The sequence below is a fragment of the Roseateles sp. GW821-FHT09H10 genome (assembly GCF_059415865.1).
This window is the reverse complement of record NZ_JBWKOB010000001.1, coordinates 153,891-170,734: the sequence shown is the minus strand read 5'-3', so window position 1 is coordinate 170,734 and position 16,844 is coordinate 153,891. Positions and strand designations below refer to the sequence as shown.

The 16,844-nt window shown below is 69.5% G+C and carries 10 protein-coding genes; 4 read left to right on the top strand and 6 right to left on the bottom strand.

The features are described 5' to 3' along the window. Positions 1–13 precede the first annotated feature (13 nt). From AC07OY_RS00695 to AC07OY_RS00685, 3 genes are all read right to left on the bottom strand, one after another. Positions 14–355 carry an STAS domain-containing protein gene (locus AC07OY_RS00695; RefSeq protein WP_495040608.1) on the bottom strand — a complete coding sequence of 114 codons (342 nt, stop codon included), beginning with the start codon at positions 353–355 and terminating at the stop codon, positions 14–16. Between the two features lie 105 nt (positions 356–460). Further along, a complete protein-coding gene (locus AC07OY_RS00690; RefSeq protein ID WP_495040607.1) occupies positions 461–2,176 on the bottom strand; it encodes a sensor domain-containing diguanylate cyclase in 1,716 nt (571 codons plus the stop codon). A gap of 105 nt (positions 2,177–2,281) precedes the next feature. Continuing rightward, positions 2,282–4,672, bottom strand: coding sequence for a PAS domain S-box protein (locus tag AC07OY_RS00685; protein ID WP_495040606.1), 2,391 nt, complete (start codon positions 4,670–4,672; stop codon positions 2,282–2,284). Between the two features lie 81 nt (positions 4,673–4,753). Here AC07OY_RS00685 and AC07OY_RS00680 point away from each other — a divergent pair, with 81 nt between their 5' ends. From AC07OY_RS00680 to AC07OY_RS00665, 4 genes are all read left to right on the top strand, one after another. Further along, positions 4,754–5,953, top strand: a complete 1,200-nt coding sequence (locus AC07OY_RS00680; RefSeq protein WP_495040605.1) for a vanadium-dependent haloperoxidase — start codon at positions 4,754–4,756, stop codon at positions 5,951–5,953. An 82-nt stretch (positions 5,954–6,035) separates the two neighbouring features. Beyond that, positions 6,036–6,605 carry a TetR/AcrR family transcriptional regulator gene (locus tag AC07OY_RS00675; RefSeq protein ID WP_495040604.1) on the top strand — a complete coding sequence of 190 codons (570 nt, stop codon included), beginning with the start codon at positions 6,036–6,038 and terminating at the stop codon, positions 6,603–6,605. 59 nt (positions 6,606–6,664) lie between these two features. Further along, positions 6,665–6,868: a hypothetical protein gene (locus AC07OY_RS00670; protein ID WP_495040603.1), complete on the top strand. Its 204-nt coding sequence runs from the start codon at positions 6,665–6,667 to the stop codon at positions 6,866–6,868. A 33-nt stretch (positions 6,869–6,901) separates the two neighbouring features. Further along, positions 6,902–7,735, top strand: coding sequence for an SDR family NAD(P)-dependent oxidoreductase (locus AC07OY_RS00665; protein ID WP_495040602.1), 834 nt, complete (start codon positions 6,902–6,904; stop codon positions 7,733–7,735). A 42-nt stretch (positions 7,736–7,777) separates the two neighbouring features. On the opposite strand, the gene AC07OY_RS00660 is transcribed toward AC07OY_RS00665, so the two are convergent. The 3 genes from AC07OY_RS00660 to uvrA form a co-directional block, all read right to left on the bottom strand. Beyond that, positions 7,778–10,441, bottom strand: a complete 2,664-nt coding sequence (locus AC07OY_RS00660) for a S9 family peptidase (protein WP_495041951.1) — start codon at positions 10,439–10,441, stop codon at positions 7,778–7,780. A gap of 81 nt (positions 10,442–10,522) precedes the next feature. Beyond that, positions 10,523–10,915: a hypothetical protein gene (locus AC07OY_RS00655; RefSeq protein WP_495040601.1), complete on the bottom strand. Its 393-nt coding sequence runs from the start codon at positions 10,913–10,915 to the stop codon at positions 10,523–10,525. A 113-nt stretch (positions 10,916–11,028) separates the two neighbouring features. Beyond that, a complete protein-coding gene (uvrA, locus tag AC07OY_RS00650) occupies positions 11,029–16,656 on the bottom strand; it encodes an excinuclease ABC subunit UvrA (RefSeq protein WP_495040600.1) in 5,628 nt (1,875 codons plus the stop codon). Between the last annotated feature and the right edge of the window lie 188 nt (positions 16,657–16,844).

Genomic DNA, 16,844 nt, shown 5'->3' with positions numbered 1-16,844 from the left:
GGTCGCCCGGCCCTCAAGCTTGCTCGCGCGCGCTGGACACGATGAGGTCGGCCAGGCCCAGGGCCCGGCAGGCATGGACCAGGACCTCGCTGGCCCGGGTCAGCTGCAGGCGCTGGCCGCGGGCACTGAGCGCATGGGCCAGGGCCAGCAGGCTCTGGGCCCCGGCAGCATCGAATTGCTCGACGGCCGAGCCATCCAGCTCGATGGCCTCGGCGTCGCCGGCTTGGTGTTCCAGTTGGGCCAGCCAATGCGAACGCAACTCGGCGGCGGTATAGAGGCTGACCTCCATCGGCAGGCTGCCCCAGCGGCTGATGCGCGGGCTCGTGGAGGGGTCGAAAACTGCAAGAGACGGCATGGTTCCCAGCCTAGGAGCCAGCCGCGCAAGCCGCTGCGGGGAGTTCTTGACCTCGGATGTCGGGCGGCCTCCAGACCGCTGCCGCGGCCGCCGCCCGGGCGTGACTTAGGCCACGGCCTCGGCCGTCTTCAGCACGACGGCATTGCGCCCACCCCGCTTGGCCTCGTACAGGGCCGCATCGGCACGGGCGATCAGCGGGCCGACGTACTCGTCATCCGGCGATGCCAGGCTGACACCAACGCTGATGGTCAGCTTGCCGACCTCGGGGAAGCTCGCGGCCTCGACGGCAGCGCGGATCTTCTCGGCCGTCATGACGGCCTCCAGCGGCCCCGCCAGCTCCGGCAGCAGCACGGCGAACTCCTCGCCGCCAAAGCGGGCCGCAACATCGCTGACGCGCAGCGAGGCCTGCAGCATGGCGGCGAGCTGGCGCAGCACGGCGTCGCCGGCCGGATGGCCATGGACGTCGTTGACGCGCTTGAAATGGTCCACGTCCACCAGCAGCAGGCCGTGCACGCGGCCGTTGGCGACGCCGTAGCGGCGGTCCAGGGCCTGGGCCTCGGCGAGGCGGGCGTCGAGGCTGCGGCGGTTGTGCAGGCCGGTCAGCGGGTCGCGCGTGGCCAGATGCTCCAGCGCCGCATTGGCCGTCTTCAACTCGGCGGTGCGCTGCTCGACCTGGGCCTCCAGCGTGGCATTGCTCTTCTGCAGCTGCTGTTCGGTGTCGAGCAGGGAGCGCGCCATCGACTGCATCGCGTCGCTGAGCTGGGCCAACTCCCTGGCGGCAGGCTTGTCGGGGAAGGCCGGGATACGGCGCTCGGCCTCCACGCGCCCGGCGATGCCGGCCAGCTGCTCCACCGGGCGGCTGATGCGGCGGGCCAGCAGCAGGGTCGCCAGCGTCAGCACGGCCGCCACCATCAGGCCCAGCAGCACGAGATCGCGCCGCAGTTCCATGACGGGCCGCATGGCCAGCTCCATCGGCTGGCGGGCCACGATGCGCCAACCCAGCTCGGCGTTGGTGCGGGCCAGCAGCGGCGCTTCGCTGGTCAGGTAGTCCTTGCCGTCGCCAAAGCGCAGCGCGCCTTCGATGCGGCCATTGGCAAGCTGGGTCGGAAGAACGGCCTGGCCCTGGGTCTGGGCGACCTTCATCGCCTCCGGATAGAGGACGCGTCCCTGGCGATCGAGGATGAGGGCGTCGATGCCGCTGCCGGGGTGCTGGCGGCGCGCCGTGCCATCGACGATGCCGGTGACCCAGCGCCAATGCGCATGGGCGCCGACGACGCCGAGCAGCCGGCCCTCGGCATCCTTGATGGGCGCGGCGAAGTCGATGAAGCGCGTCGGCTCGCCGTTGGGCAGCGAAGGCAGCATCGTCGCCAGCAGCTTGGCCTCGTGCACGTCGCCCACGTAGATGCGCTCGCGCGCGGCGATGAACCAGTCGCGCTGAGCGACGGAGCGGCCGGTCAGCATGCCACCCGAGGCCTGCAGCACCGTGCCATCGGGTGCGACGACGCCCAGCCAGGCAAATTCCTCGTGCAATGCCTGACGCTTGTCCAGCGAGTCGCGCACGCGGGCCGAATCGAGCGGGCCTTCGACGAGATGGGGCGCGAGGCTGAGCAGCTCGATCTCGCGCTCGCGGTCGCGCAACTGGATCGCCAGCAGTTCGGCCGCGGCCTGGGCCGTCGCCCGCACGGCGGACTGCTGGGCCATGTAGAGCTCGCTGGTGGCCAGGTTGCCGAGATAACCCCCGACGGCGGCGAGGATGGCCAGGGCCAGGCCGCCCAGCACGAGGCTGAGCTGGCTGCGCAGGCTGAGGGGGCCTTTCTTCATGGCGCAGGCAGCGTAGCGGCAGCGCCGCACGGTGTGGCCTGAACTGGAAGCCTGTCGGGGCACAAAGTTGTGTCAGTCATCACGGTTTGTGTCGGGTGAGCGCAATCAATGGTCCTGCGGCAGGCTCAGCCGCATGACCGTGCCCAGCGGCCCGGTACGCAGCAGCTCGGCGGTGCCGCCATGCATGTCCATCACGCGGCGCACGATGTAGAGCCCGAGTCCATGGGCCGACTCAGTGCCGCCGCTGCCGCGTGCGCCGCGGGTGAAGAGGCGGTGCAGCAGTTCGCGCGGGATGCCGGGTCCGGCATCGGCCACCTCGAACTGCAGCACGGCGGGCTCGTCGAAGTCGATGACATGCAGGGTCACGGGGCTGAGGCCGGGTGCGTACTTCAGCGCGTTGGACAGCAGGTTGCGCAGGGCCAGGCGCAGCAGGCTCATGTCCATCAGCGCCGTGCGCGTGGCCGTGTGGCGGTGCACGACGATGCGGTCGCGCTGCTCGCGCGGCAGGTCGGCAATAGTGACGGCGATCAGCGTGTCGATGTCGGTGTCCTCGCGCGCGACGCGGCCGCCGCCGGCCAGCAGGCTGGCCGCGGCCAGCGTGTTGTCGACCCCGGCCAGCACCGTGCCCAGCACGGCCTGGGCGCGCGTCAGCCTCTCCTGGGCCTGGCGTTCGCCGCGGCCGGCCAGGCTGGCGGCGGCGCTCTGCAGGGCGGCGCTGGCGTTGTTCAGCGGCTGGCGCACCTCGTGGGCCAGCACGTCCAGCATCTCGGAGCGCTCGTGCAGCAGCTGGTCCAGCTCCTGCACATGGCGCTCGGTCTGGCGGCGCATCTGCTGCTCGTGCGCGAGTTCGGCGCGACGCTGCAGGTCCTCGGTGATGTCGTCCACCAGAGCCAGAGCCCGCAGCGGACGACCCTCGGCCGTGTACTCGGCAACGGCCGAGACCAGCACGTCGCGCAGCCGGCCATCGGCGCAGATCAGCTGCACGGGGCAGTCGCTGACGTGGCCATCGCGCCACATCGCCGGCCGGAAGACCTCGCGCACCTGCTGGGAGGATTCGGGGGTCATGAAGTCGTCCATGGCACGGCCGATGACCTGCTGGCGCTTGTAGCCCAGGCGCTCCAGCCAGCGGTCGGACACGCTGAGCAGGCGGCCGGCCGCGTCCACCGAATGCATCAGGGCCGGCGTGGACTCGTACAGCGCGCGCAGGCGCTGGCGGTTGTGCTCCAGCTCGACGGCGGCGCGGTGGTGCTCGGTGACGTCCTGGAAGGCGCCGACCAAGCGCACCGGCACGCCGTCCTGCCAGTCCACCTGCCCCTGGGACAGCACCCAGATCTCGCGCCCCTTGGCCGTCACCAGCGGCAGCTCCAGGCTCCAGGGGTCGCCATGCTGCATGCCGCGCTGCACGGCCGCCTGGATGACGACGCGGGCCTCCGGCTTGTAGTAGTTGATCGCCTCCTCCAGCGTCGGCGCATGGCCGGGCTCGCGATCGTGGATGCGGCAGGTCTGGTCGCTCCAGACGATGGCCTCGGTCTGCAGGTCCAGGCTCCAGCCGCCGATGCCGGCGACGCGGCCGGTGCGGTCCAGCAGGGCCTTGCTGTCGCGCAGCTCGCGCTCGGCGCTGATGCGATCGGTGACGTCCTCGGTGATGCCGACATAGCCGCGCAACTCGCCCTCGGGCGCCAGCAGCGGCCGGGCGCGCGCCCAGACCTGGCGCACGCCATGGCCGTTGCCGCCACGGCGCAGCCGGTAGCGCATCTCGAAGGGCTGGTGCTGGGCCACGCAGCGCTGCCAGTGGTCCAGCACCGAGGCCCTGTCCTCGGTCGTCAGCGTCGCCGACCAGCCCTCGCCGAGGGCGGCGCGCGCCGACAGGCCGCAGATGCGCTGCCAGCTGGCATTGGTGAAGATGAAGTGCCCCGCTGCGTCGGTGCGGAAGATGCCGAACTGAGTCGTCTCGGCCAGCACCTGGAAGGGCTGCTCGGCCGCCTCCCCCGGGGCCAGGCCCAGGGCCCGCTCGCGCATCATCAGCGCCTCGGCGGCCGCATCGGCCAGGCGGGTCAGCGCCTCGCGCTGTGCCTCGCTCAGTTCGCGCGGCTTGAAGTCGACGACGCACAGCGTGCCCGGGTGGCTGCCGTCGTCCAGGCGGATGGGCACGCCGGCATAAAAGCGCAGCGCCGGCTGGGCCAGCACGTCGGGATGGTCGACGAAGCGTGCGTCCAGGCGGGCGTCGCGCACCTCGAAGAGCCCGTCCGCCAGCAGGGTGTGGGCGCAGAAGGTCAGGGCCCGCGGCGTCTCGCTGCGGCCGAAACCGACGGCGGCCTTGAACCACTGGCGCCTCTCGTCCAGCAGGCCGAGCAGGGCGACGGGCGTGCCGCAGATCTGGGCTGCCAGGGCGGTCAGGTGGTCGAACAGGGGCTCGGGCTCGCTGTCCATGACCGCCAGCCGGGCCAGTCGGGCCAGGCGGCGGTCTTCATCGGGCGGCGGGGGCGGGTTCACCATGGCCGACAGCTTAGGGCAGGTCTTGCCCTGGAAGGCCGTGGGGCGTAGCGTCGCCGCTTCGCCATATCGGGGAGGAAGGCCATGTTCAAGCTCTGTGTGCTGCTGTTGTCGACCCTGCTGATCGCGCCGGCCAGCGCCGACGTCGTCAGCGACTGGGCCGAGGCCACGCCCAAGGTGCTGCAGAAGTCGCCGCGCGGCCAGGTGCAGCCGGCCACGCTGCTGACCGACCTGGCCATGTTCAATGCGCTGAATGCCATCACGCCGCGCTACCAGGCCTATGGGCCCACGCCGGCGCCGGTGCCGGACGCCTCGCCCGACGCGGCCGTGGCGTCCGCCGCCCGTACTGTGCTCGGCAGCGTGCAGGGCGCCGACCAGGCCCTGCTCGACAAGACCTACGAGGCCTCGCTGAAGGCCGCCACCGACGCCGCGGCACGCGCCAAGGGCGTGGCCCTGGGACGGCGCGTCGCCCTGGCCCTGCTGGCCCTGCGCGCCGACGACAGCCATGCGCGCGTCGAGCCGCCCAAGGTCGAGCCGGCGCCCGGCATCCATGTGCTGACGCCGGAGTACAAGCAGGAATCGGGCGTCGGGCTGGCCAGGCTCAGGCCCTTCGGCATCAAGGACGTCGCCGTCTACGACCCGGGCCCGCCGCCGGCCCTCGGCAGCGCCGTTGCCCTGCGCGACCTGGCCGAGGTCAAGGCCGTCGGCGGGCGCGTCAGCACGCAACGCACCGGCGAGCAGTCGGTCATCGCGCTGTTCTGGAATTCCGGCGAGGGCGAGGACGCCGTGGCCATGCTCAAGAAGCTGGCCGACGCGAACAACGCGACACCGCTGGAGTTCGCACGCATGCTGGCCCTGATGGACATGGCGGACCTGGACTCGCGCATCGTCTACGTCGGGCTGAAGACCAAATACCGCCACTGGCGGCCCTACAACGCGCTGCGCGGCGCCTTCGCCGATGCGAAGCTGCGCGACGCGACCTGGGAGCCGCTGATCCACACGCCGCCCAACAGCGACTACCCGTCGGGCGGCGCCGTCGGCGGCGGCAATCTGCAGACGCTGCTGGCCGCCTTCCGCGGCGACAGCAAGGCGCCGCTGGTGTGGGTCAATTCGAGCCTGGCCATGACGCGCAGCTGGACCACCCCCGAGGCCATGGGCCAGGAGCTGGCCAATTCACGCGTCTGGAGCGGCGTGCACTTCCGCAACTCCATCGACGTCGGCTACCGCCTCGGGCAGAAGGTGGCCGAGGAAGTGCTGGCGACGCAGCTGCGCCCCCTGCCCTGAGTTCGCCACCCTCTGCCCGCCAGGGGCTTGCAAGTGCGGCTGGCCGCGCCTATGATTGAGTACACACTCAATAATCAAAACCATGGCCAGGCCCAAGACCGGAAACAAGCGCGAAGCCATCCTGAACGCCGCTGCGGAAGCGCTGGCCGAGCAGGGCCTGAGCGCCTCCACCGCCTCCATCTCCAGGCGCGCCGGCATCGCCGAGGGCACGCTGTTCACCTATTTCCCGACCAAGGACGAACTCTTCCTGGCGCTCTTCTTCGAGCTCAAGCGCGAGGCCTATGCCTCCATCGAACCCGACTTTCCCGTGCAGGCCCAGCCCAAGGTCCAGGCCCGCCACTTCTTCGACCGCTATGTCGATTGGGGCGTCGCCCATCGCGGCAAGCGCCACGCCCTGGCCCATCTGGTGCTGTCCGAGAAGATCAGCGACGAGGCCAAGATCCAGGCCGACCAGGCCTCGGCCGGCTATGTCGCTGTGCTGAAGGACAGGCTGGCCGCCGGCCCGCTGCAGCACGGCCACCCCGATTTCGGCACGGCCGTCATGCACGGCATCGCCGAAGCCACGATGGAATTCATGACGCGCTGCCCCGACGAGGCCGAGCACTACCGCACGGCCGGCTTCGAGGCCTTCTGGCGCGCCATCGGCAAATAGGCCGCTTTTTTTTGGCTCTATTAATGAGTGAGTAGGCATTTATTAAAGGGGAAGCCCGAATGAAATCCTTGTTCACCGCCCTGCCCGCCTCGCTGCGCGGCCTCGTCCTCGACACGCTGGCCCCGGGCTGGGCACCGCTTCTCCCCCGAGTTCTGAGCCTGGCGCCGCATGCGCAGCAGCTGGAGGGCGCCTTGCTGAAGGCCGTTGGCTCTGCCGTCGACGCGCTGGCGCAGATGGCCATGCCCCTGTCGGGCTGGCTGTGATTCCCCCGTCCCCCCAACCCTGAAGGAACCCCCATGAGCACGAACCGCAAGACCTTTTTCCTGACCGGCAGCGCCCGCGGCCTGGGCCGCTGCATCGCCGAGGCCATCCTCGCGGCCGGCCACAACCTGGTGGCCACGGCGCGCCGTCCGGCGCAGCTGGACGCCCTCGTCGCCCGCCATGGCGAGCGCGTCCTGCCGCTGGCCCTGGACGTCACCGACTTCGACGCCGCCAGCGCGGCGATGAAGGCCGGCGTCCAGGCCTTCGGCCGCATCGACGTGGTCATCAACAACGCCGGCTACGGCAGCATCGGCTCGGTGGAGGACACGCCGGTGCAGGCCATCGCTGACCTGATGCACACCAATTTCCTCGGCAGCGTCAACGTCATCAAGGCGGCCCTGCCCGCACTGCGCGAGCAGCAGGCCGGACGCATCATCCAGGTGTCCTCCATCGGCGCCCGTGTCGGCGTGCCCGGCGCGGCCGCCTATTTCGCGTCCAAATGGGCCATCTCCGGCTTCCTCGAATCGCTCGCCATGGAAGTGGCGCCGCTGGGCATCCACGTCACGGCCGTGGAGCCCGCCGGCATGAAGACCGACTTCGCCGACGACAGCTCGCTGATCCTGCATCCCAGCCAACCCGCCTATGACGCGACGGCGGGCGCCGTCGCGGCCATGATGAAGGCGCCGGGCTATGGCGAAGACTATGCGGAGCCGGCCGACATCGCCGCCGTCATCCTGAAGCTGGCGTCCCTCGAGCAGCCGCCGGTGCGCATGCTGCTGAGCCGCAGCAGCTGGGACTTGGCCAAGGCGGCCGAGGTCGCACGCATCGCCGCCGACGAACGCTGGCAGGCACTTTCGACCTCGGTGTGAGGCTGCAAGAAAAAGGGCACCGCGAGGTGCCCTTGGTCAGCTTCAGGGGGCCGCGCGCCCCAGGTTGCGCACCCAGAAAGCCTCGTACTTGCGGTGCCAGCCGGCGGGCTTCACGACGCCGCCCATGGCGTGCACACCGTCCGGATCGAGGAAGAGTTCGACCAGGGACTCCTTGCCCGAGTCCAGCAGCTCGCGGTAGACGTTGACCGTGTCCTGGTAGAGCACGTTCGGGTCCTGCATGCCGTGCACCAGCATCAGCGGCTTCTTCAGGCCCTTGGCCAGCGGCAGCAGCGAATACTTGCGCAGCACGGGCTTGGTGCGGTCGGTGGCCTTGCCGATGGTGCGGCCGCTGTACCAGCTGTTGTAGTTCTCCCATTCCGTCGGGCCGGCACCGGCGATGCCGGCGGCGAAGACGTCGGGGCGGGTGTACAGCGTGTACTGGGTCTGGAAGCCGCCGAAGCTCCAGCCGTTCAGGCCGATGCGGCGGGCGTCCACGCCGAACTGAGCGGGCATCAGCTTGGCCAGGTCCTCCAGGTCCTCGGCCTGGGGCTCGCCGGGGCGCTCCCAGTTGGCGTCGGAGAACTTGCGGCCGTAGTTGCTGTGGCCGCGCGGGTCGACGGCGATGGTCACATAGCCATGCTTGGCAGCCATGTACTGGCCGAACAGATAGGCCGTGTTCTGGAAGCTGTCGACCTCGACGATGTGGCGGTCGTTCAGCGGGCCGCCATAGACGTAGACGATGGCCGGGCGCTTGTCGGCCGCGGTCCAGCCGGCCGGCTTGAAGACATAGGCCTCGATGCGGTCGCCATGGCGGTTCGTGTAGTTGAAGCGCTCGGGGCGCAGCAGCTTGAGTTCGGCCCAGGCCTTGTCATTGCTGTCGGTCAGCGTGCGCGAGGCCGTCTTGCCATCGGTGGACAGCAGCTTGAGCTCCGGGCGCTGGGCCCAGTTGCCGGCCACGGCGGCGACCCAGCGGCCGTCCTCCGACGACGCGGCCGCGCGGTGGTACTCGCCCGCCGCACCCAGGGCCTGGGTGGCGCCGCTGGCCAGGTCGACGCGCAGCACATTCATCGCCGCGGCATCGCCCTGGTTGGCCAGCACGAACAGGGCCTTGCTGTCGGCCGTGAAGCCGATGACCTGGTGGGCCTCGAACTCGCCCTTGACCAGCGGGCGCAGCGCCTTGCTGGCGACGTCGATGGCATAGGGCTGGCGCCAGCCGGCTTCGTCCAGGGCCAGCACCAGGGTCTTGCCGTCGGGCGTGAAGCGGGGCTTGATGACGTTGACGACCTCGTGGCCGACATCGCCGCGGCGCTCCAGCACCATCTCGGGCTTGGCTTCTTCATTGGCCGAGCCGATGTAGACGCGCAGCAGCTCCTTGTCGCGCTCCCAGGTCGTGAAGGCGTAGCGGCTGCCGTCGCGGGCCCAGGCCACGTCGCTCATCTCGAACCAGACATCGCCGCCGTTGTTCGTGAACACCGGTGCCGGCTGCTTGCGCGGCGCCTCGTTGGCGGCCCCGGGCAGCTGGCGGATGTAGAGGGCCAGGGGCTGGAGCTGGCGCTTGTCGTCGGACACCTCGCGGTTGACCTTCTTGGCCGTTGCCCAGCGCTCGCTGTAATTCATGATCTCGACCTGCTTGGGCGGCGGCGCCGGCTTGTCGTCGGCCGTCTTCAGCGGCGCCTTGGCCAGCAGCGACATCCAGCGGCCGTCCTCGCTGATGGCCGTGTCGGCGATCTTGTACTTCTTCTGCTCGTCGTCCGGGTGGATGAGCTCGCGGTTGACGACCTGCACGCCGGCCTGCTTGAAGGAGGTGCGCAGCACGCGGGTCTCGTCGGTGTAGATGACGCCACCGTCGTCGGCCGTGTAGGCCACGAGCTTCAGCTCGCGCTGGGTGGCCACCAGGGCCTGGACGGCCGGGATCTTGTCGTCGGCCTTCCAGCGGTAGAGGCCGCCGCGGTATTGGAAGACCAGCTCGTCGGCCTTGTGGGCCCAGGCGAACTGCGTCGGGCCGGGGTAGAGGTCGGCAGGCTTGAGCTTGTCGCGGGCCAGCTTCTTCTTCAGCTCGTCGCGCAGCTCCCAGGTCTCCTTCTCCTTGTCGTCCTTCTTGTCGGACGCGGAGGCGGCGGCAGCGGGCGATGCGGCCGGTGCAGGCTTGCCGGCACGCTTGGCAGCCAGGGCGGCCATGGCCTGCTTCTCGGCGTCGGCCTCGGCCTTGTCGGCGGCCTTTTGGGCGTCGTCCTTGGCCTTCTTCTCGGCCAGCTCCTTCTTCAGCACGGCCAGCTGGGCGGCTTCCCACTGCGCCAGGTCGACCTTGTCGCCGCGCAGATAGGCCTGCTGCGCGATCTCGCGGGCCTGGCGTTCGGCGAATTCGGTGTTGCGCTGCTTGAGCTTCCTGTCGAAGCGCTCCATGTCCTCGGGCGCCTCGAAGGCGGCCATGACCTGGGGCGAGGTGATGCGCTGGGTCTTGCCCGTCTTGGTGTCATGCACCCAGAGATCGGTGCCGGGCTCGCCGAAGGGGCTCCACAGCCAGGCCAGGTAGCGGCCGCTGCGGCTGAACTCGGCCTCCTTGGCCGGCTCGCTGCGGTAGGGCTCGGCGCGGAAGATCTGCTCGAGGGTCGGAACAGTCTTGGGCGGCGCGGTCTGCGCCTGCAGGGGGGTGGCGCCTGCAAAGGCCAAGGCGAGGGCCAGGCTGCTCACGGCAGCAAAGGTCACGGGCTTCAAGGGATCTCCTGAATCTGCCCCCTAGGGTTAGGGGCGACGGATTTTAGGGAGGCGCCGCCGCGGCCCCATTCGTCACGGGGCCATGGCGGCAGGCGGCGGCGTGGAATCCTTGGACTTGCGCCACAGCGCGATGCCCACATGGATGGCCACGCCAAGCACGAACAGCATCAAGGCGCCCAGCGTCCACACCACCCAGGCCAGCACCGTGACGCCACCCGACAGCCAGGGCAGCGCACCGGCGAGGGCCTGCAACTGGGGCGTCAGCGTCTCCAGCGTAGACACCAGCCAATCGGCCACCACCGTTGGCAGCCAGTCTCTCAGCGACTCCGGCAAATTCCATTCCACCGCGCCGGCCTTGCCGACATGGGCCAGCAGGCCGGCAAGGAAAGACTCGGTGGCCCAGACCAGGCTGGACCACAGGGCCAGCAGCAACAAAACCAGAACCCAGCCCACCAGATAAGCCATCGCAACACCTCGAATCCACGGATCGCGGCAGTCTGCCCGCCCGCAGATGCAGGAAGAAGCTGAGCGGACCTCAGCCCATCTTCCGGAAAACCAGCGGTTTCAGTGTCAGCGGCTCAGGCCTTTCGTGCCAACACCGGCTTCAGCGCCACGCCCGTATGGCTGCCACTCGCCACCACCTGCTCCGGCGTGCCCTCGATGACGACACGCCCACCCGCGTCGCCGCCCTCCGGCCCCAGGTCCAGCACCCAGTCGGCCTCGGCGATGACGTCGAGGTCATGCTCGATGACGACCACCGAATGCCCGCCCGCCACCAGGCGGTGCAGCACGCGGATCAGCTTCTCGACGTCGGCCATGTGCAGGCCCACCGTCGGCTCGTCCAGCACATACAGCGTGTGCGGCGCCTTCTGGCCACGGCGCGTGACGTCGTCGCGCACCTTGACCAGCTCGCTCACCAGCTTGATGCGCTGGGCCTCGCCGCCGGACAGCGTCGGCGAGGGCTGGCCCAGGGTCAGATAGCCCAGGCCGACGTCCTTCAGCAATTGCAGCGGATGGGCGATGGACGGCATGGAGGCGAAGAACTCGACCGCCTCGTCGACCTCCATGGCCAGCACGTCGCCGATGCTCTTGCCGCGCCAGCTGACGCCGAGCGTTTCGGGATTGAAGCGCTGGCCATGGCATTGGTCGCAGGGCACCTTCACGTCCGGCAGGAAGCTCATCTCGATGGTCTTCATGCCCTGGCCTTCGCAGCCGGGGCAGCGGCCCGCGCCGGTGTTGAAGCTGAAGCGCGCCGGCGCATAGCCGCGCGCCTTGGACTCCAGCGTCTCGGCGAACAGCTTGCGGATGGCGTCCCAGAAGCCGATATAGGTCGCCGGGCAGGAACGCGGCGTCTTGCCGATGGGGGTCTGGTCGACCTCCAACACCCGGTCGACCTGCTCGTGGCCCGTGATGCCATTGCAACCCGTCCACTTGCCAGGCGCCTTGCGCAGCGGCACCGCCACGGCCATGTTCGCAAGCAGCACGTCGCGGGCCAGCGTGGACTTGCCGGAGCCCGACACGCCGGTCACGGCCACCAGGCGATGCAGCGGCACGTCCACCGTGACGTCCTTGAGGTTGTGCAGGGCCGCATTCAGCACAGTCAGCTTGGGCGCTTGCGCGTCGATGGCACGGCGTTCCTGGATCGGATGGATCAGCGGCCGGGCCAGCATGCGGCCCGTCGTCGAATCCGCCACCAGGGCCAGCTCGGCCGCGGTGCCTTGCGCCACCACGCGGCCGCCGCGCTTGCCGGCACCTGGGCCGATGTCGATGATGTGGTCGGCGCGGCGGATGGTGTCCTCGTCATGCTCGACGACGACCAGGGTGTTGCCCTTGTCGCCCAGCGTTCCCAGGGCCTTCAGCAGGATCTGGTTGTCGCGCGGATGCAGGCCGATGGTGGGCTCGTCCAGCACATAGCAGACGCCCTGCAGATTGCTGCCGAGCTGGGCCGCCAGGCGGATGCGCTGGGCCTCGCCGCCCGACAGCGTCGGCGCGGCGCGGTCCAGGGTCAGATAGCCCAGGCCCACTTCCTCGAGGAACTCCAGGCGGCCCAAGATCTCACTGACGACGTCGCGGGCGATGTCGGCATCGCGACCCTCGAGCTGCAGGCCCTCGACCCATGCGCGGGCTTCGCCCACGCTCCAGGCGGCGACGTCGCCAATGCCCTTGTCCTCGAACTCCACCGAGCGCGCCGTCGCGTTCAGCCGCGTGCCATGGCATTCCGCGCAAGGCGCATCGGTCAGGCCCTCGACCTCGGCCTCCTCGGCCGGGAAGCTCTGCTCGCGGCCGCGGTTGTCGTCGGCCTGCACGCTGTCGTCCAGGGCTTTGCGCTGCTCGCGAGTCAGCTGCAGTCCGGTGCCGACGCAGCTGCCGCACCAGCCATGCTTGGAGTTGTAGGAGAACAGCCGCGGGTCCAGCTCGGGATAGCTGGTGCCGCAGACCGGGCAGGCGCGCTTGGTGGAGAAGACCTTGATGCTGCCGATGCCCGCGCCGGTCGCGCCGCCTTCCACGCTGAGGCCGTCCAGGGGGCTGAGCAGATGCAGCACGCCCTTGCCGGCGTCCAGGGCCTTGGCCAGCAGCTCGCGCAGCTCGGCCTCATGCTCGGGCGCGATGACGAGGTCGCCCACCGGCAGCTCGAGCGTGTGCTCCTTGAAGCGGTCCAGGCGCGGCCAGGGCGAGGTGGGCAGGAATTCGCCGTCCACGCGCAGATGGGTGTGGCCGCGGCCCTTGGCCCATTTGGCGAGGTCGGTGTAGACGCCCTTGCGGTTGACCACCAGCGGCGCCAGCAGACCGACATGCTGGCCGCGGTAGTCGCGCATCAGCTGGGCGGCGATGGACTCGACGCTCTGCGGCCGCACCGGCGCGCCGTCGTTGACGCAGTGCTGCACGCCCAGCTTCACATAGAGCAGGCGCAGGAAATGCCAGACCTCGGTCGTCGTCGCCACCGTGCTCTTGCGGCCGCCGCGCGACAGGCGCTGCTCGATGGCCACCGTCGGCGGGATGCCCCAGACGGCGTCCACCTCGGGCCGGCCGGCCGGCTGCACGATGGAGCGGGCATAGGCGTTCAGCGATTCGAGGTAGCGGCGCTGGCCTTCGTTGAAGAGGATGTCGAAGGCCAGGGTCGACTTGCCCGAGCCCGATACGCCGGTCACGACATTGAACTTGCCGCGCGGGATGTCGACGTTGACACCCTTGAGGTTGTGCTCGCGGGCGTTGACGATGCGGATGGCCTCGTCGGCCACGCGGCGTGCCTTGATCAGGGCCTGCAGCGGACGGCCCTCCTCCACGGCGACCGCGGGGCGGTCCATGTGCAGGGCGTAGTCGCGCAGCGCGGCAGCGGTGTGCGAGGCGGCGTGCCGGGCGACGTCTTCCGGCGTGCCGACGCAGATGACCTCGCCGCCATCCTCGCCGCCTTCGGGGCCGAGGTCGATGAGCCAGTCGGCGGCGCGGATGACGTCGAGGTTGTGCTCGATGAGGATGATGGAATGGCCGGCGGTGAGCAGCTTGCGCATGGCGCGCATCAGCTTGGCGATGTCGTCGAAGTGCAGGCCGGTGGTCGGCTCGTCGAACAGGAAGAGCGTGCCCTTCTTGGCGACGCCAAAGCGCGGACTGCTCGCGGCCTCGGCCAGGAAGCCGGCCAGCTTCAGGCGCTGGGCCTCGCCGCCCGACAGCGTCGGCACCGGCTGGCCCAGCTTCACATACTCCAGGCCCACGTCGACGATGGGCTGCAGCTTGGCGACGACGGCGCGGCTGTCGCCGAACAGATGGACGGCCTCGGCGACGGTCAGCTCCAGCACGTCCGACACGCTGAGGTCGCGGCCTTTCAGCGCCAGCTTGACATCCAGCATCTCGGCGCGGAAGCGCTTGCCGTCGCAGTCCGGGCAGCGCAGATAGACGTCGCTGAGGAACTGCATCTCCACATGCTCGAAGCCCGATCCGCCGCAGGTCGGGCAGCGGCCGTCGCCGGCATTGAAGCTGAACATGCTGGCCGTGTAGCTGCGCTCGCGGGCCAGCGGCGTATCCGCCATCAGCTTGCGAATCTCGTCCCAGGCACCCACATAGCTGGCCGGGTTGGAGCGGGCCGTCTTGCCGATGGGCGACTGGTCGACGAAGACGGCGTCGGCCAGGTGGTCGGCGCCCAGCAGGCGATCGTGGGCGCCCGGCGTCTCGGTGGCCTTGCCGAACTGGCGGGCCAGGGCCGGGTAGAGCACGTCCTGCATCAGTGTGCTCTTGCCCGAGCCGCTGACGCCGGTGACGACCACCATGCGCTGCAGCGGGAACTCGACGCTGACCTCCTTCAGGTTGTGCTCGCGCACGCCTTCGAGGATGAGCCGGGGCGTGTTCTCCTCGACGAGGCGCTTGAGCCCCATGCCGACATGCTTGCGCCCGCCCAGGTAGGCGCCGGTCAGCGTGTCGGCGGTGCGGATGCTCTCGGGCGTGCCGTCGAAGACGATCTCGCCGCCGCGCTCGCCGGGACCGGGGCCCATGTCGATGAGGCGGTCGGCCGCCAGCATGACGGCCGGGTCGTGCTCGACGACGACCAGGGTGTTGCCGGCATCGCGCAGGCGCTGCATGGCCTGCACGATGCGGCCCATGTCGCGCGGATGCAGGCCGATGCTGGGCTCGTCCAGCACGAACAGCGTGTTGACCAGCGAGGTGCCCAGGGCCGTGGTCAGGTTGATGCGCTGCACCTCGCCGCCAGACAGGGTGCGGCTCTGGCGGTCCAGGGTCAGATAGCCCAGGCCGACGTCGCAGAGATAGCGGCTGCGATGGCGGATCTCGTCCAGCAGCAGCTTCAGCGCCTCGTCCAGCATGGAGCTGGGCAGTTGCAGCGCGTCGACGAAGTCGCGCAGCCTCTGGATGGGCAGCTGCATCAGGTCGTGCAGGGACAGGCCCGGCAGCGACTCCAGCTGCTCACGCGACCAGTCCACGCCCACCGGCAGGAAGCGCTGCGCCGCCGGCAGGGCCACATCGGCCAGGGCCTTGGAGCCGACGCGCCACAGCAGGGCCTCGGTCTTCAGCCGCGCGCCGCGGCAGCTCGGGCATTCGGTGTAGCTGCGGTACTTGGACAAGAGCACGCGGATGTGCATCTTGTAGGCCTTGCTCTCCAGATAGTCGAAGAAGCGCTTGACCCCGTACCACTGCTTGTTCCAGTTGCCGTTCCAGTTGGGCGTGCCGTTGATGACCCAATCGCGGTGGGCCGGGCTCAGCTCCTTCCACGGCGTGTCGCGCGGGATGCCGGCCTCGCCGGAATACTTCAGCAGGTCGTCCTGGCAGTCCTTCCAGGCCGGCGTCTGCATGGGCTTGATGGCGCCGTTGCGCAGGGTCTTGCGCTCGTCCGGGATGACGAGGCCGAGGTCGACGCCGATGACGCGGCCGAAGCCGCGGCAGCTGTCGCAGGCGCCGAAAGCCGAGTTGAAGGAGAACAGCGCCGGCTGCGGGTCGGCATAGCGGATGTCGCTTTCGGGACAGTGCAGCCCGGTCGAAAAACGCCAGAGTGTTGCGCCATCGTCACCGACGTGAACATTCACCCGGCCCATGCCGCGCTTCAAGCAGAGCTCGATGGCCTCCATCGCGCGCTGCTTGTCGGCACCCTGGATGCGGAAGCGGTCGGCGACCACGTCCAGCAGCTTCTTGCCCTCGACCTCGCGCTCGCCCTGCACCCGCGTGAAACCGCTGGCGGACAGCCATTGCTGCACCTGCTCGGCCGACGTGTTGCCCGGCAGCTCGACCGGGAAGGTCAGCACCATCCTGGGGTCGCCTTCCGCCGCGGAACGGGCCATCAGCTCCACATAAATGCTCTGCGCCGTGTCATGCCTGACCGGCAGGGCCGTCTTGCGATCAAAAAGCTCGGCCGCGCGGGCGAAAAGCAGCTTCAGATGGTCGTTCAGCTCCGTCATGGTGCCCACCGTCGAGCGGCTGGTGCGCACCGGATTGGTCTGGTCGATGGCGATGGCGGGGGGCACGCCGTCCACCTTGTCGACGGCCGGACGGTCCATGCGGTCCAGGAATTGGCGCGCGTAGGCGGAGAAAGTCTCCACATAGCGGCGCTGGCCCTCGGCGTAGAGGGTGTCGAACACCAGACTGGACTTGCCCGAGCCGCTGGGCCCGGTGACGACGGTCAGCTCGGCGGTGCGCAGGTCGAGGTCGAGATTCTTGAGGTTGTGCTGGCGGGCACCCCGGATGCGGATCAGACCTTCAGACGACATGGGAGGGGGTCAAAACGACAAAGGCGAGCAGTGTAGGGACGCGCTTTGTCGAAAACTGTCAGCACTCGCAGCCGATCGGCGGTCGATTCAGGTGACATGAGCGGCCCAAATCGCACCGCATTCATGGGGCAAGCGGTTGCGCGGCTGCGCCGGCTGAGGCAACAATGGCTCACGGCCTCCTGAAGGCC

Coding starts and splice junctions, on each gene's coding strand:
- AC07OY_RS00695 (WP_495040608.1), bottom strand. CDS start 355: ATGCCGTCTCTTGCAGTTTTCGACCCCTCCACGAGCCCGCGCATCAGC.
- AC07OY_RS00690 (WP_495040607.1), bottom strand. CDS start 2,176: ATGAAGAAAGGCCCCCTCAGCCTGCGCAGCCAGCTCAGCCTCGTGCTG.
- AC07OY_RS00685 (WP_495040606.1), bottom strand. CDS start 4,672: ATGGTGAACCCGCCCCCGCCGCCCGATGAAGACCGCCGCCTGGCCCGA.
- AC07OY_RS00680 (WP_495040605.1), top strand. CDS start 4,754: ATGTTCAAGCTCTGTGTGCTGCTGTTGTCGACCCTGCTGATCGCGCCG.
- AC07OY_RS00675 (WP_495040604.1), top strand. CDS start 6,036: ATGGCCAGGCCCAAGACCGGAAACAAGCGCGAAGCCATCCTGAACGCC.
- AC07OY_RS00670 (WP_495040603.1), top strand. CDS start 6,665: ATGAAATCCTTGTTCACCGCCCTGCCCGCCTCGCTGCGCGGCCTCGTC.
- AC07OY_RS00665 (WP_495040602.1), top strand. CDS start 6,902: ATGAGCACGAACCGCAAGACCTTTTTCCTGACCGGCAGCGCCCGCGGC.
- AC07OY_RS00655 (WP_495040601.1), bottom strand. CDS start 10,915: ATGGCTTATCTGGTGGGCTGGGTTCTGGTTTTGTTGCTGCTGGCCCTG.
- uvrA (WP_495040600.1), bottom strand. CDS start 16,656: ATGTCGTCTGAAGGTCTGATCCGCATCCGGGGTGCCCGCCAGCACAAC.